The sequence below is a fragment of the Sulfitobacter undariae genome, assembly GCF_014196805.1.
GTDB lineage: Bacteria > Pseudomonadota > Alphaproteobacteria > Rhodobacterales > Rhodobacteraceae > Sulfitobacter > Sulfitobacter undariae.
The window spans coordinates 55,569-70,534 of record NZ_JACIEI010000017.1 but is presented as its reverse complement, the minus strand read 5'-3'; the positions used below and the strand labels follow the sequence as shown (position 1 = coordinate 70,534).

The window sequence follows — 14,966 nt, the reverse complement described above, 5'->3', positions numbered from 1 at the left end:
CTCACAGCCATCGTTGCAGGCCACAAACAAAGCCAGATCAACGATCTGCTACCGTGGAATTACGTCAAATAGGTGGGATCGACGCACCGCTTACATTTAATGGTGAGATCCTATCTTAGGCTTGGAAGGAAGCACTATGGGACAAGTTCGTCACGGGAGAGGCGGGCTTCGCTATCTGCGCCCCAAATTTTCCACCCTATGTCCAGATGGTTTCATAGCTTACACTGACACCGCGCTCGGCAAGGAGCCCCCTAACGTCCCGCAAGCTGAGCGAAAACGATGATATGCCCAAACAGTGTAGGAAATGATGGACCGCGGGAAGCGGTACCATTTAAGCGGGGTTCGGAGGTTTGCCGGATCATCCGCACTTGCTACAATCAGTCAGCTGGCTGGGCAACAACTTGATGATCCCATCCAAAGTATTGAGCAATTCCGTCGTGCGCCGAAGTTTGCTACAGAACCATGAGAGAAACCTATGGCGCTTCGTCCTTTTGTAATCGCATCAATGACCATTACAATGGCATATTGAGATGCTGTCGAAGGGCTTTATACACCATTGACTGAGGCTTCAGCCGGTCAGCTCATTTGTTCCTTGGTTGAATAGAATTTCAGCATAAATTGATGCGCCAATGGCGAAAATCTGAGGATCGAAACGGAATTCAGGGTGATGGCAGTAAGGTCCATCCTGTCCGACAAAGAAATAAGTGGCAGGGACTTTTTCCGCAAAATAGGAAAAATCCTCTGCGGCCATTGGCGGAGTGACACCTCGAAAGACCTTGTCCTCGCCGATCACTTTGCCTGCTGCCCGTGCAACACGTTCGGCACAGACCCCGTCATTCAACGTAACCGGGACCAGAAGCTGACAATCTAGGTCAATCTTGACACCATACGTCAACTCGACAGACTTGGCGACACGTGCAATCTGGTCAAGCGCAATCTGACGTGCGTCGGCGGAATGGCTGCGGAGCGATCCTTCAATGGTGACCTCCCCCGGCAGAATGTTGTTAACCCGGCCTCCTTCGATCTTGCCGAACGACACCACCACATTCTCGCGGCAGTCGATCACCCTTGTAATACTTTGTTGAAGCCCGGTCAGGAAGACTGCAGATGCCATGATCGCGTCCTGTCCCGTCTGGGGCGCGGAGCCGTGCGTGCCATCTGCTGTGATTGTAACGCGAAGCACGTCAGAGGACGCCAATGCCCCGCCTTTGCAAATCGCGACAGTCCCGCGCTCTATGCCGGGAATGTTATGCAGGGCATATATCTGATCAACAGGGAACCTGTCGAACAGCCCATCCTCCAGCATTGCAACCGCACCGCCCAGAGTTTCCTCGGCCGGTTGGAAAATGAAAACGGCACGCCCCGGAAAGTCACGGTGGCTGGCAAGAAAGGCAGCAAAGGTCAGAAGCGTCACACTGTGACCATCATGGCCGCATCCATGGAACTTTCCGGGCGTCTCTGACGGTATATCCCCCGGCGCACGACCATCCATTTCTAAGGCATCAAGTTCGGCGCGAAACCCAACGCTTGGTCCCGGGCGGCTTCCTTCGAGCACGCCAACCACGCCAGTTTTACCGATATCTTCGTGTACCTCGATGCCAAATTCGCGGAGACGGCTGGCGACGAAATGTGCTGTCTGGTGTTCTTCAAAGGCCGTTTCAGGGAAACGGTGAAGAGTCTGAAACCACTCCACCGAAGTGCTTTCTTGGCCTTTGTACCATTCCATAAATTCTGCGCTTTGCATAAATCGCTCCAATATTCATCCGCACTTTTAAAGTGTATCATTTAGATGATAGTTTAAGATGACCTTATTGCAATGTGCATTCGCTGGCCGATGCTGGGCTGAATGCAGCCGTGTTGCACAGATCAGCCTGAGTGCGTGACGCGCCTTACCCGAGACGGATTTCATGCGGCCCGTTCGAATGTAGGGCGATCAATGCCGAGAATTTCACCATCCAGCGGTTCAGCGTGGCATGGTCAATTTCAACGCCGCGTTCGGCCGTGATTTCTTCCAGGTCCAGATAGGAAACGCCCTAGCGAACGTTGAAAAATACAGCGAAAAGGATCACAGACATGGGTAATGGATGCCTTTGAAATTGGCCGTCATTTGGGATGCCCTGCCTGTCGCCTTTTTGCGCAGCTTATGACAAGATTTCATTAAATGGGAAACTCAGGCTTCAAACTTTGCGACAGACCGGATTTCCAGAAGGGTCATTCTTATTGAATGGATTCGATGACATAACTTAAAACTTGTAAATGAAATCAAACTTCAGACCAAAAGGATTGCGCATCAAATCCCGTCATTTTTGCATCTGACATCGCCTGAAACAGGGCATCCGAAATGAAGTAATCCATTGTGGCATGAAAGCGAAAGTCGATCCAAGCGTTGAGCCCGCCAACAATCAATTTCCTGACCTTCAGACGGGCCGGGCTAAGCTCCCCGAATTCCTGCCACAGATGATTACCATCAATCGGACCGCCAACCGACTTTATCCCCTCGGAAGTCTCGTCGATCCCATCCAAAGTGGTCGTGACGCACCACACATAATAGGTCGCATATAAAGTGCCATCTTTGTGCAAGATATCGACCGGATAGAATTCCCAGTCATCCTCTTCACTGCGGTGGTGTTCGATCAGCTCTTTTAATCGGCTACTGACTAATTTTGAGCTGGTAAATATGTTGTTGCAGCCCGGAAAACTAGTCATAAAATCCGGCAGCTTTTTGCCCTTTTCGAATTGCAGCTTTTGCGGGAGATGTTCTGGGCTCCGCTTACGATCAGCCGCACTCACAAGGAGCCTACCCTTCCTGCCTCCATGGGCTAAAAGTCTAACTTGACCTTGTCCATCGCCGCTCTACCAGCGTCAATGCGCGCCTGATCTACGGGATCGCACACCTCAAGGTAGAACTTACCCCAGAACGGACCGCCATACATTTTCCCCAACACCACCGTCATTATTTAGTTCCTTTATTCGAGTGGTCTTGTCTCGTTTACGTTCCGGTCTCTCAGTTCATTTAGGCAGCCTTTCGTTCGAAGGCCAAGGGGCTTTTACCTCCTAACGATGAGTGCCGGCGTCGTGGATTGTAGAACCCATTGATATACTGAAATATCGCCCCTTCGGCTTGACGTCTGGTTTCCCAACGGTTGCGCCAGATCAGCTCAGCCTTGAGGGATTTGAAGAACGTTTCAACCATGCATTGCCTGACAGGCGATTTGTGCAACAAATCTGCCGAGAAGGGAATTGTCGTAACAATTGCCTTTTTCGCTCATCCGCTGCCCGGCAGCGTATGTTTACATGCGCGAGAGGGGATACTTCGAAGCCATGTTTGTTCAGGCGCTTCTGATAGTCGCCTGAACAATATTACGACCCGCGATCCGTATGATGAATGCAGCCCTTAGGCGGCTGTCGCAGCGGCGAGGCCTTGTCCGCCATTGGTCCGAGGACAATGGACGAGCGCCATATCCAATGCCCGGATCGCCAGGTCCCGCTTCATACGATTGCTGCACCACTGCCCGGCAGTGCATTGCGTAGCAATGTCACGAGAGGGGGCCCAACCGATGACGCGTCGGGAGTATAGGTCGAGAATGACCGCCAGATACAGCCAGCCTTCACTGGTCCAGATATATGAAATGCCGCCTGCCCATTTCTGGTTTGGGGCATCAGCAGAAAAATCCTGATCCAACAGATTGGGGGCGATGTTAAAGGTATGATTGCTGTCGGTTGTAGCCTTGAATTTACGAGTTCTGACAATCTTTATGCTGTTGTCTCGCATCAAGCGCCCCACACGCCGGTGACCTACCGCCAACCCCAGTTCCTGTAGCTCTTCAGTCATCCGGGGGCGGCCGTAGCTTTGCAGGCTGAGACGATGTTGGTCACGAATATGAGCCAAGATCACCATATCATCCATTGCCCGGCAGGCGATTTGTGAAACAAATCTGCCGAGAGGGACGCTGTCGCTGACACATTGGGCGGACCCGCCACGCACGATACCCACGTGATGCGACCTGCATAACCCAGCACAAAAACTCAACCGGCCATTCTTCTCCCCATGCGTCAATGAAGGCAAACCTCACCGACTTTGGCCTGCAAAGAAACCTCTCGGGATCATACTTCGCATAACCCTGCCGGTCAGTGGATCGCCGCTTTTTTTAACACTTCCCTCTCCTCTCGCAGCAGGCGGACTTCCTTGCGAAGGCGTTCGTTCTCCCGTTCCACATCTTCATGAGGACCCGACATCAAATCATCATGCTGGTGTTTCTGAACCCATTTGTTCAGGGTCGAAAGCCCAACACCCAAATCAGATGAAACCTGAGGACGTGTTAAGCCGCTGGTTGTTGCGATGCGCACTGCATCACGCCGAAACTCGTCTGTGTATCTCGTTGCCATTCTCAATCTCCTTCATAGAAGACATTGCTCGAAAGAGACCGGAACTAAACCGGGACAAGACCACTCTTCAAGAAGCGTAACCTCTGTACGGTGCAAATGCACCTCTTCTGAATCAGTGAAAGGTGCGGGGCCTTACGACTGGGGCGAGCATGTGGGTAGCCGCAGCAGTAGGGGTCGCTTGCGGCCTTGGAGAGTGGATAATTGCGGGTATGACCGTCTTGTTAGCGCTGATTATCATCGGTCTCGTGCGCAAACTTGAAAAGAAAGCCGGCACCTACGACGCAAGCGAAAATCTCGAGATCAATGATTGAAACACACATAGTTCGCAAAGTAATTCGCTGTCACACCCTCACGAGTACACGAATAGGTAGAGTTGGCTGTAAAGGTAGCATATTATAATGATTCTGGAAGGTTAGCGCCAAGCCGAGGACCTTTACAGGATGTATTAAATCTACCCACGTCAGGCATTGGCGTTGGTAATGAGCTGCGGAAATACTGATGATAAGAGTCGACCTTGATGCGCTATTTGCGGCTGCGCCCTCTCCGTATTTACTTGTCGATCCAGACCTACGGATCGTCTGGGTTAATGATGCATATGTCGGAACAGTCGGGCGCGAACGCGGTGCGCTGATCGGGCGACTTTTGCTCGAGGAATTTCCGGCTCCTGCCAATTCAGCGCCCGACCAACTTCTTCGGACATCGTTTCGCAGGGTTCTCGAAACCGGAAAGGCCGATCACCTTCCGCTGATCCCCTACCCTATTGAATCAGCAGAGGGTCAGATTGAGGACCGTTTCTGGAGCGCCACTCACACGCCGATCATCGATGCCGATGGCAAGGTAGAGTTCATTTTACAAAACACCATGGACGTAACTGAGCTATATCGCGGCACGCAGGCGGTGGGCACCGACTCCATTCCAACACAAGCCGCTCTGTTGCAGCGTGCTGAAACAATTTCAGCCGAGAATCTTGCCCTTGGTCAGATGAGCGATTTCTTTCGCTCCGCCTTTGATCAAGCGCCAAGCTTTATGGCCGTGATTAACGGGCCAGAGCATGTTTTCCAGATCGTCAACCAATCGTACACAGATCTTGTCGGCGACAGAAAGCTGTTGGGCCAGACAGTGCGGGACGCATTGCCAGAGCTCGAAGGACAGGGTTTTTTCGAGCTGCTTGACCAAGTTTATACATCTGGCGAACCTGTCTCGATTAAAGGGATGGCTGCGCAACTAAAATCCGTCAGGACTGGCAAACCTGAGCAACATTACATTGATTTCATTTACCATCCGCTAAAAGACGAAACAGGTGCGACCACCGGCATATTCGCGCAAGGGCATGATGTGACGGGTCAAAAAATCGCCGAAGCCCAGCTGACCGCCACCCGCGAGAAATTTAGGGCAATGGCGCAGACCATGCCGAACCACGTTTGGACGGCCGACACCAGCGGCGGGCTTAACTGGCTCAATAACAGGCTGTACGAGTTCACCGGTTTCAGCGAAGGCCAGCTATACGGCACCGATTGGGCGCGTGTAGTTCATCCCGACGATCTTGATGCCTCTGCAGCAAAATGGGAACATGCCATCGCGCATGGCATTGGATATGAAACGGAATTTCGTATTCGAAAATCAGATGGAACCTACCGTTGGCATCTAGTTCGTGCGTCTGCATTGCATTCGGATTCAGGTGAGCTCACAGGATGGGTCGGCACCAATACCGACATCGAAGACCGTAAAAATGTCGAAGACAAAATAGCAAAGATGAATGCCACACTTGAGACGCGGGTCGCGGAACGCAATCAGGAGCTGGAGGAGCTGTACGCCACCCTGCGACAAAGCCAGAAAATGGAAGCCATCGGCGGGCTGGCTGGCGGTATTGCACATGATTTCAACAATCTGCTGCAAGTTATCACCGGAAACCTGCAATTGGCGGGCCGTGACATTGCACAGGCATCCCCTGCGCAAGAACGCATTGAACAGGCGATGAAGGCCGTTATGCGCGGTGCAACACTGGCGTCGCAGCTTCTATCTTTTGCGCGCAAACAGCCACTGGCCCCCATCGTGATCAATCTTGAAAGATTGCTGTCCGATACAACAGAAATTTTACAAAGCGCCATTGGTGAAGGGGTCGAGTTCGAAACCCGCATTGACGACCAACTTTGGAACACTAACGTCGATCCGAATAACCTAGAGAATGCGCTGCTTAATCTGGCGATCAACGCGCGCGATGCAATGGACCGGCAGGGCAAACTGACGATCAGTATTGAAAACGTCGATCTGGCCGCCGCTGATGTCCGGTCTTCGCCGGGATTAGAGGCGGGGCAGTACGTCATGCTGGCTGTGACAGACACGGGATCAGGTATTCCTGCGGATGTGATTGAGCGTATTTTCGATCCATTTTTCACCACCAAAGAAGACGGTCACGGAACAGGTCTGGGTCTGTCCATGGTTTATGGATTTGCCAAACAATCCGGCGGACATATTTTGATAGACAGCACCGTCGGGACAGGCACAACTGTGAAACTGTACCTACCGCGTTGCTTGCAAGAAGAAGCGGCTGCGCGGCCTATAAACGCAATTGGCATGGCTGGCGGTACCGAGACGATACTTCTGGTCGAAGATGATAACGAAGTGCGCGAAACGGCTGCCGGTATGTTGTCCGATTTAGGATATACGGTGCTGGAAGCCCCCGACGCCAAAAACGCGCAGGCCATTTTGGAAACGGAGATCGCCGTTGATCTGTTGTTCACCGATGTCGTTATGCCCGGCGGCTCCACAGGTCATGATCTGGCCAAAATCGCACGCAATCTAAGGCCCGATTTACCTGTGCTGTTCTCATCTGGGTATGTTCAGGACGCCATTGTGCATGACGGGCGACTAGATGAAGGCGTGGAGCTACTGGGTAAACCCTATACGCAACTGACAATGGCACAAAAAATTCGCGGCATGCTCTCTACGCAAGGCACGATCGTTTATCCACAGCAAACGCCTTCTGACGCCTCAGTTCCGATTGCAAAAGTATCGGCCGAACCTGCGAACATGCGCGTACTCATCTGTGAAGACGATGCATTGATCCGCATGGACATTGCCCTGTGTCTGGGAGACTCGGGATATGACGTATTGGAAGCAGCTACTGCACAGCACGCGATCGAGATACTGCACAAAGGCGGCGTTGACCTTTTGATCACGGACATCGGGCTGCCTGATCGATCTGGGGAAGAGCTCGCTAATGACGCGAGAAGTATCAACGCGGCCCTCCCGATTGTTTTTGCCACCGGAGGCGCCGATGTCCCTGCTGCGATCACTTTGGGGAACTGCAATATGGTTAAAAAACCGTTCCGCGACACAGAATTATTGGAAGCCATAAGCGAACTGGTTAACACGACATCGTCAAGTTGTTGACGTCGCATCTTGCGATGCCGTAGCGCTAGCAAGATGATCAGGCAAATCTCCTTGCCTGCGGTTAAAAAAGGGGCGAGGGCGCCTGATGGGGCCGACTAAAGCGTTTCGCGTTCAACTTTGATCAGCCGTCATCACCTAATGCGTTGAAATCTATGATCACAGACACCAGCGGCTGACTGGCTCTTGGGAGATCGAGGCTATGACGCCGACTGGTTCCGAGAGGCCCTTGTAGACAAAGGCACAAAGCCCTGCATTTCTGGCCGCAAGTCGCGCAAGAAAACCGTAAAGTATCCCCTTAATGACATTGCTGCTCAATCCACTGTCGGGCAGCGGACAAGTGCCGCTACAAACGACGTAACGGTATTGAGAGAATGTTCGGAAGGCTCAAGGATAGGCGCCGCATCGCAACGCGTTACGACAGACCACCGACCGTATTCCTTTCCGCCATCGCTGCAGCAATCATATTCTGGATATGAGTCCAGATCTTAGTGATGAGGTGTATCTGTGATAGACAATCTGTCGGTTTACGGTGCGCGCAAGTTGTGGCACGCAATGAAACGAGAGAAGTTAAGCGTGGTCCGCTGCACCGTTGAGCGACTGATGCGAGACATCGGTTTCGAAGGTGTCCGTGCGGCAAGAAAATCAAGACAACGTGGCCGGACAAAGCTCTGCCATACCCGATAGATGAACCGCCCCCAGTTTGCCGGAGGCTCCAAAGTAAGTATGGATGGAGCCCATGGAAAAAAGTAACAGAGCCAACAGATTTTCGACTGAGGTGCGTGCCCGCGCGGTTCGGATGATTTTGGAACACGAGCATGAATACGCCAATCAATCTGCTGCGATCATGGCAATCGCACCAAAGATCGGATGTGGCAGGGACACGTTGCGGCGTTGGGTCAAACAATCCGACATCGATAACGGCCGCAAAGACGGGCAGACCTCTGATGAGCGCGCCCAGATCAAGGCGATGGAACGCGAGATCCGAGAGCTGCGCCAAGCCAATGAGATCCTGAGAAAGGCCTCAGCGTATTTTGCACAGGCGGAGCTCGCCCGCCCGTTCAAACGATGATTGCCTTCATAGAGGAGCACCGCAATGACCTGGGTGTCGAGCCGATTTGCAAGGTTTTGCCAATCGCCCAGTCCACATTTTATGCGCATGCAGCGATCATCAAAAACCCAGACTTGGCCTCGGATCGTGCCAAGCGGGACGCCGATCTTAGCCCTGAGATTAAACGTGTTTGGGAAGAGAACAATGAAGTCTACCACTGCCCGGCAGGCGATGTTTACATCGCTGAGAGGGGGCATCCGGAAGGTCTGGCATCAACTACAGCGTGAGAAGTTCACTATCGCACGCTGTACTGTGGCCAGGCTGATGAAACGGCTTGATATTCAGGGTCTTATTCGCGGAAAGGTGCAAAAGACAACCGTACCGGATAAGAGCCAACCATGTCCAAAAGACAAGGTGAACCGCAAGTTCCGAGCCCCGGCACCAAACATGCTTTGGGTAAGCAATTTCACTTACGTCTCAACGTGGCAGGGCTTCGTCTATGTCGCTTTTATCATCGATACCTTCGCCGATAAGATCGTGGGCTGGCGTGTTTCCAGCTCACCAAAAACAGATTTTGTACTCGATGCGCTGGAGCAGGCGCTGCATGATCGCCGCCCCGTTCACAAAGGTGGTCTCATTCATCATTCGGACCGCCCCTCTCGGGACATTGCTGCCCAATGCCCTGCCGGGCAGTGGGCCGGCAATATTTGTCCATTCGCTATACCGAGCGATTGGCCATGGCAGGGATCGAACCCTCTGTTGGCAGCGTTGGCGATTCCTATGACAATGCCTTGGCCGAAACGGTAAACGGTCTCTACAAAGCTGAGGTCATTCACCGGCTTGGTCCATGGAAAACCATGGCTGCCGTCGAATGGGAAACGCTCAAATGGGTCGACTGGTTTAACAATCGCCGCCTACTTGAGCCTATCGGATATATCCCGCCCGCAGAAGCAGAAGAGAGGTACTATGCACAGTTCAACACGTTAGATATGGTCGCATGAGATGAAGTAATCTGCCTCCGGCAAACAAGGGGCGGTTCAGGATCGTATGAACAGATAGTTCCGCGCAATGATGCCCACCCAATTCTGGGTGTCAGACTTCACCTACGTCTCGACCTGGCAGGGGATTGTGTACGTCGCTTTTGTGATAGACACTTTTGCCAACAAGATCGTCGGTTGGCGCGCCTCCAGATCGCAGCAAACACAGTTCGTTATTCCCTCTCGGCAGCATGCTTTGTAGAAAGCGCTTTATGAAAAAAGGCCGGCAGATGGCTTGTCCCCCCACAGCGACAGGGGCAGCCAATACCTGTCGATCAAATACACAGAACGGCTGGCTGGCACAGGCGCGGAACCCAGTGTTGGACCGTCGAAATCCGCAGAGGCTGTTGAATGTCCTGAGCCTAAGCCAATCGTGGAAATCGCTGCGTTTGGCGCAAAAACTCCAGTCGAATTTTCTGAAACCAAGCGAATGGCCCCATCTCTGAGCCTTAACTCACAGCATGACACGCCACCTGACACTCTTGAGACAAATCTTGTAACTTGGGCCTTTCTTGGCGGCAAATATCCATCGCCAAAGGACAGCGCGGATGGAACGCGCAACCGCTGGGAGGGTTCAGCGGACTAGGGGGTTCGCCTGCTTGCGCTTCGACACGGCGTGCGGGATTCTCAATGTCGGGGATAGTTGCGAGCAAAAGCTTAGAGTATGGGTGTTGAGGGGCTGTAAAAAGGACTTCAACAGCAGATTTTTCAACGATTTTGCCCAGATACATCACTGCAATATTGTCCGACATATGCCGCACAACGCTCAGGTCGTGGCTAATAAACAGGTAGGTCAAGCCCAGTTCTTTTTGCAATCGTCGCATCAAGTTGAGGATCTGCGCCTGCACCGAGACATCAAGCGCCGAAGTAGGTTCATCACAAACAAGCAGCTCCGGCTCAGACGCCAATGCCCGCGCGATGGAAATACGTTGGCGTTGACCACCAGAAAACTCGTGCGGGAATTTAAGCGCATCATCCGCACTCAACCCTACCGTTTCCAACAGTTCTCGCACGCGGTCTTGGGTCTCTGTTTCTTTGTCTCGCAACTTCATTTCTCGGATCGGCTCGGCGATGATATCTCCCACACGCCAACGCGGATTCAAACTTGAATGCGGATCTTGAAAGATCATTTGCACACGGATCGGACGCCCACCTGCCCCCTTGCCAAAGCTGATATCGCCACTGGTCGTCTCATAAAGCCCCGTTACAAGGCGCGCCACAGTGGATTTTCCACAACCGGATTCCCCGACGATGCTAAAGCAGGTTCCCTTTTCCACGGTAAATGAGATATCGGAAACAGCCTCAACAAACAGCTTTGGGCGCCGCTCGATCATACGGTTAAGCCATGGCGCAGAGACATCAAACGTTTTGGTCAACTTATTCACGGACAACGCCGGTATCTGCGTGTTCATTGTGTGCCTCCTTGTTGTAGCCAGCAGGCTGCGCTTGCGGTGCTTGTAGAAACCAACGGTGGGTTCTCGGCCACACACTTGGGTCCGGCCTGCGGGCAGCGCGGATGAAAGGCGCAACCAGAGGGGCGCGCATTCAAGCGCGGCATGGAACCGTCAATCTGCGTTAATGTTTCTACCCTATCATGGAGACTGGGAATCGCCCGCATCAAGCCAGCTGTATAAGGGTGCTGTGGATTGTGAATCACATCTGCAACTGGCCCGCTTTCTACAACTCTACCAGAGTACATGACACACACGCGATCAGCCGTTTCCGCAATAACGCCCATATCGTGGGTAACCAACATGATGCCCACACCTGTTTCGTCGCACAGTTTGCGTAATAATGCCGTAATTTGCGCCTGAATAGATACATCCAGAGCAGTAGTAGGTTCATCGGCGATGATCAGACGTGGCCCAGCAGCCAATGCCAAAGCGATCACAACTCTCTGTCGCATCCCGCCAGAAAACTGATGGGGGTACTGACGCAACCGCTCTTCAGGGGCGGGAATACCCACGTCTTGCAAAAGCTCTACCGCTCTTGCTTCCGCATTAACCTTCGTCATTCCAGTATGAAGGCGGATGGTTTCAATCAATTGCTTACCCACTGTGAACAGCGGGTTAAGCGCAGTTAGCGGGTCTTGGAAAATCGCGCCCATCTCTTTACCGCGTACTTTGGTTAGTTCTTTTTCAGTCAAAGTATCAACGCGGCGCCCGCCAACATGGATAGCGCCACCTGCAATGCGCCCGGGGTGTTCCAAAAGCCCCAGCACGGCCAATCCGGTTATAGACTTACCTGCACCGGATTCACCGACAACGCCCAGTATCTCACCGGGTGCAATTGCCATAGAAACTTGGTCAATGGCCAGCAATGTCCCCCGACGGCTTGGGAACTCGACACTAAGCTCCGAGACATCCAACGCTGGCTCTACTATATCTTGGGCCTGCAATTCATCTGTTGGTCGGACCATCATCTAAGCTCCGTTCATCAAGGGAAAACTCGGTGGAAACATCTCGCTGAGCGCGGGATGACCCAACGTACGTTCGGGGTATCTGGTTAGTAGTCGATCGAATTGCGCCTGTGCCTGCACACGCGCAGCTTTCATATCAATGCCCGCTACTTCTCCGTCGCGCATGGATAGACGCCCATCAACAATTGTCGCGCGCGTGACACGGCCAGTCGCGCCGAGGATCAGGGTTTGGATTGGATCAATACGCGGTGCCATCCCTGTGTCCGCCATATCAAAAACGGCAAGATCAGCCTTGCCACCAACGCGCAGTACACCGATGTCATTACGACCAAGCGCCTGCGCGCCCTGCACTGTTGCAGCGTCGTACATCTCACTTGATTGCACCGACGTATGGCCGTCGACCAAGCGGCAGGCCATCATCCCAACAGCCATATTCAAAACCATGTCAGGGGGCGCTGTATCTGTGCCCATCGCAATGTTGATACCCATCGCTTTCAGTTTGGAAAAAGACCGAAGGGCGCCGCCATGGCGGGCCGAGACCAACGGGCAGTGAACAACATTAACCCCCATATCCGCGTAACGCTGAAGGTCGGCATCGGTGGCCACGGTGGCATGTGGGGCCAGCAACCGCGGCGAGAGACACCCTATCTCAGATAGCCATTCCGGTGCAGTTTTCCCGTGCAAGCCTTGAACCGTCTGAAGCTCCATCTGCCCTTGCGCCATGTGCAATCGCACAGGGCAATCCAAATCATCGGCGGCAGCCATTGTTCGTTTCAGAAGGGTTTCAGTGCAAGTTTCGACACGGTCAGGTGCCAGTATAGGCGACACCAACTCCCTGCCCTGAATTTTTTCGGCAAAGGTGATTGCCTCCTGCAATCCCTGCATCCCACGCGCCTCGTCAAAGGTCGCACGCATCTTGCCGTCATCATCAACAACCATACCGCCGGAACGATAAGCAGGGCCAAGCCATACCCGTAAACCCAAGTCTTCAGCGGCATCCGCAGCCGCAGTAAACTCGGCCTGCGTTTCACCCCATGCACGGTAAAACAACGAGGCAATAGGCGCTGCTGATGTTATGCCGTTCAACAGCAACTGTCCAAATGCAAACCGCTTTTGGAACGCCAGTTCTTCGGCATCATACATCTCATATGGACCGCGATCTATATAGCTTTGCGGCCAGACACGGCCTTTGCGCTCACTGGGCCAGTTGTCATGCGCCAACAACGTCGTATCCAAATCAGAAAGCGCATCCAGATCGACAAAGCCCGGTGCAATCAACGACGCGCCCATATCAAACCGAGCAGACACGGCCCCTTCAAATCGCTGACCTACAAAAAGCACACGGTCGTTTTCAATAACAACCTCACCCTTATGGACAAGACGCCGACCTTGATCCGTGTCTGTGACAATCCAATCGGCGCTCAGTGCCCAGCGCCCTTTTGGACGCTCTCCAAGGGGGAGATCAGTGAAATGCATCATGGCATGTCCATCAACGTGGCGCCGTCGCGTGCAACCACCTTACCAGATTTCACAACCAACTTGCGCGGCGCATGAAGGGTAATAGCGTGGGCCACTGCAACCCCTTCAACGATCACCAGATCACCGGGGCTGCCTACTTTCAATTCACGGCGTTCCATACCCATGGCTTCGGCCCCGCCACCTGCGCAAACATCAAGTGCCATATACATCTCAGCGTCAGACCGCAGATTACTGCGCAACCCGACAAACTTGGCCCGTTCCAGCATATCACCGTTGCCATACGGCCCCCATGTATCCTGAATACCGTCGTTACCAGCACCAAAATGGATACCATATTCCTTCATCTGCTTGACCAACGGCGCAGGACTGGAGGCCGGTGCGGTGGTCATGATACTTGCCTCCAACGCGCCCAGACGTTCCAGCAGCGGATTGACTCGTGCAGGGTCAGGCATTCCAAGACAGAATGCGTGGCTAATGGTCAGCATCCCTTTCATCCCGCGCGCTTCGGCACGGTCCAGTATCTGCTCCATTGAAAACGCGCCCAATTCGCCGCGTTCATGTAGGTGAATATCAAGGCCCTTACCGTGTTTGTCAGCCAGCGCAAAAATCGCATCCAAATGCCCTTTAGGATCATGATCGACACCGCACGGATCAAGGCCACCCATCAGGTCAGCACCCATCTTCATCGCCTCATCCAGCAATTCGACAGTGCCGGGGCTGATCATTAGACCTGATTGCGGGAAGGCGACGGTCTGGATATCGACGACATCGGCCAGTTTCTCCGCTGTCTCCATCACACCTTCCAATGCGCGCAACCCGCCGGTTGTGTCGATATCTACATGGCTACGGATCATCGTTGCGCCAAAGGCGGCAGTCTGGAGGGCATGGCGCATTGATTGAACATGCGGATCAAGGTCCAAGCGTTCTTTCATCTGCCTCTCGTTGTCGATCATCGCCATCAGATTTCCGCCGCCCACATCATTGTGATACCAGGGGTATCCCAACAAGGATTTATCCAGATGAGTATGCGCTTCTGCGAGACCAGGGATCGCAATGCGCCCCCCTGCGTCTTCAACAACCGCCCCAGCCCCGTCTAAATCAGTGCCGATGGCGACAATGCGGCCTTGGCGGATCAGGATTTCAGTTGGATCGCCATCAAGCACACGGACATTTTTGACCAGTAAATCGCTCATGATATTTTCCT

Annotated in this window: 9 protein-coding genes, 7 pseudogenes and 1 other annotated feature; of the genes and pseudogenes, 6 read left to right on the top strand and 10 right to left on the bottom strand. The window is 53.1% G+C overall.

Annotated elements, in window-relative coordinates; all coding sequences use genetic code 11:
• Positions 1–205 precede the first annotated feature (205 nt).
• The 6 genes and pseudogenes from GGR95_RS19190 to GGR95_RS16315 form a co-directional block, all read right to left on the bottom strand.
• Positions 206–362 (bottom strand): annotated as a pseudogene (locus tag GGR95_RS19190) (IS6 family transposase); the annotation flags it as partial.
• 206 nt (positions 363–568) lie between these two features.
• Positions 569–1,744 carry a M20 metallopeptidase family protein gene (locus GGR95_RS16330; protein ID WP_184567743.1) on the bottom strand — a complete coding sequence of 392 codons (1,176 nt, stop codon included), beginning with the start codon at positions 1,742–1,744 and terminating at the stop codon, positions 569–571.
• A gap of 184 nt (positions 1,745–1,928) precedes the next feature.
• Positions 1,929–2,107: pseudogene (locus tag GGR95_RS16325) on the bottom strand (IS6 family transposase); the annotation flags it as partial.
• Between the two features lie 155 nt (positions 2,108–2,262).
• Complete coding sequence (locus GGR95_RS16320) at positions 2,263–2,790, bottom strand: imm11 family protein (RefSeq protein ID WP_184567741.1); 528 nt, start codon at positions 2,788–2,790, stop codon at positions 2,263–2,265.
• A 29-nt stretch (positions 2,791–2,819) separates the two neighbouring features.
• Entirely contained in the window at positions 2,820–2,954 is a 135-nt protein-coding gene (locus GGR95_RS19075; RefSeq protein ID WP_281395969.1) for a hypothetical protein, read from the bottom strand.
• 59 nt (positions 2,955–3,013) lie between these two features.
• A pseudogene (locus GGR95_RS16315) lies at positions 3,014–4,386 on the bottom strand (IS3 family transposase).
• A 122-nt stretch (positions 4,387–4,508) separates the two neighbouring features.
• On the opposite strand from GGR95_RS16315, the gene GGR95_RS16310 reads away from it, so the two are divergent.
• The 6 genes and pseudogenes from GGR95_RS16310 to GGR95_RS18975 all read left to right on the top strand — a co-directional run.
• On the top strand, positions 4,509–4,697 hold the full coding sequence (locus tag GGR95_RS16310) for an MgtC/SapB family protein (RefSeq protein ID WP_343042345.1): 189 nt from the start codon (positions 4,509–4,511) through the stop codon (positions 4,695–4,697).
• A 187-nt stretch (positions 4,698–4,884) separates the two neighbouring features.
• Entirely contained in the window at positions 4,885–7,779 is a 2,895-nt protein-coding gene (locus GGR95_RS16305; protein ID WP_221384963.1) for a hybrid sensor histidine kinase/response regulator, read from the top strand.
• A gap of 165 nt (positions 7,780–7,944) precedes the next feature.
• A pseudogene (locus GGR95_RS16300) lies at positions 7,945–8,255 on the top strand (transposase); the annotation flags it as partial.
• 49 nt (positions 8,256–8,304) lie between these two features.
• Positions 8,305–8,465, top strand: a pseudogene (locus tag GGR95_RS19185) (IS3 family transposase); the annotation flags it as partial.
• Between the two features lie 50 nt (positions 8,466–8,515).
• A pseudogene (locus GGR95_RS16290) lies at positions 8,516–9,828 on the top strand (IS3 family transposase).
• Positions 8,803–8,918, top strand: a sequence feature (AL1L pseudoknot). (Overlaps the previous pseudogene by 116 nt.)
• Positions 9,829–9,886: 58 nt before the next feature.
• Positions 9,887–10,189: pseudogene (locus tag GGR95_RS18975) on the top strand (DDE-type integrase/transposase/recombinase); the annotation flags it as partial.
• Between the two features lie 124 nt (positions 10,190–10,313).
• Here the strand turns inward: GGR95_RS18975 and GGR95_RS16285 are convergent.
• Genes GGR95_RS16285 through GGR95_RS16270 form a run of 4 tightly spaced genes read right to left on the bottom strand, consistent with a single transcriptional unit; the run spans position 10,314 to position 14,955 of the window.
• Positions 10,314–11,276 carry an ABC transporter ATP-binding protein gene (locus tag GGR95_RS16285; protein WP_184567738.1) on the bottom strand — a complete coding sequence of 321 codons (963 nt, stop codon included), beginning with the start codon at positions 11,274–11,276 and terminating at the stop codon, positions 10,314–10,316.
• On the bottom strand, positions 11,273–12,247 hold the full coding sequence (locus tag GGR95_RS16280) for an ABC transporter ATP-binding protein (RefSeq protein ID WP_425506418.1): 975 nt from the start codon (positions 12,245–12,247) through the stop codon (positions 11,273–11,275). Before GGR95_RS16280 ends, GGR95_RS16285 begins: the two co-directional genes overlap by 4 nt.
• 39 nt (positions 12,248–12,286) lie before the next feature.
• Positions 12,287–13,762: a chlorohydrolase family protein gene (locus GGR95_RS16275; RefSeq protein ID WP_246423419.1), complete on the bottom strand. Its 1,476-nt coding sequence runs from the start codon at positions 13,760–13,762 to the stop codon at positions 12,287–12,289.
• On the bottom strand, positions 13,759–14,955 hold the full coding sequence (locus tag GGR95_RS16270; protein ID WP_184567736.1) for an amidohydrolase family protein: 1,197 nt from the start codon (positions 14,953–14,955) through the stop codon (positions 13,759–13,761). Before GGR95_RS16270 ends, GGR95_RS16275 begins: the two co-directional genes overlap by 4 nt.
• Positions 14,956–14,966 lie beyond the last annotated feature (11 nt).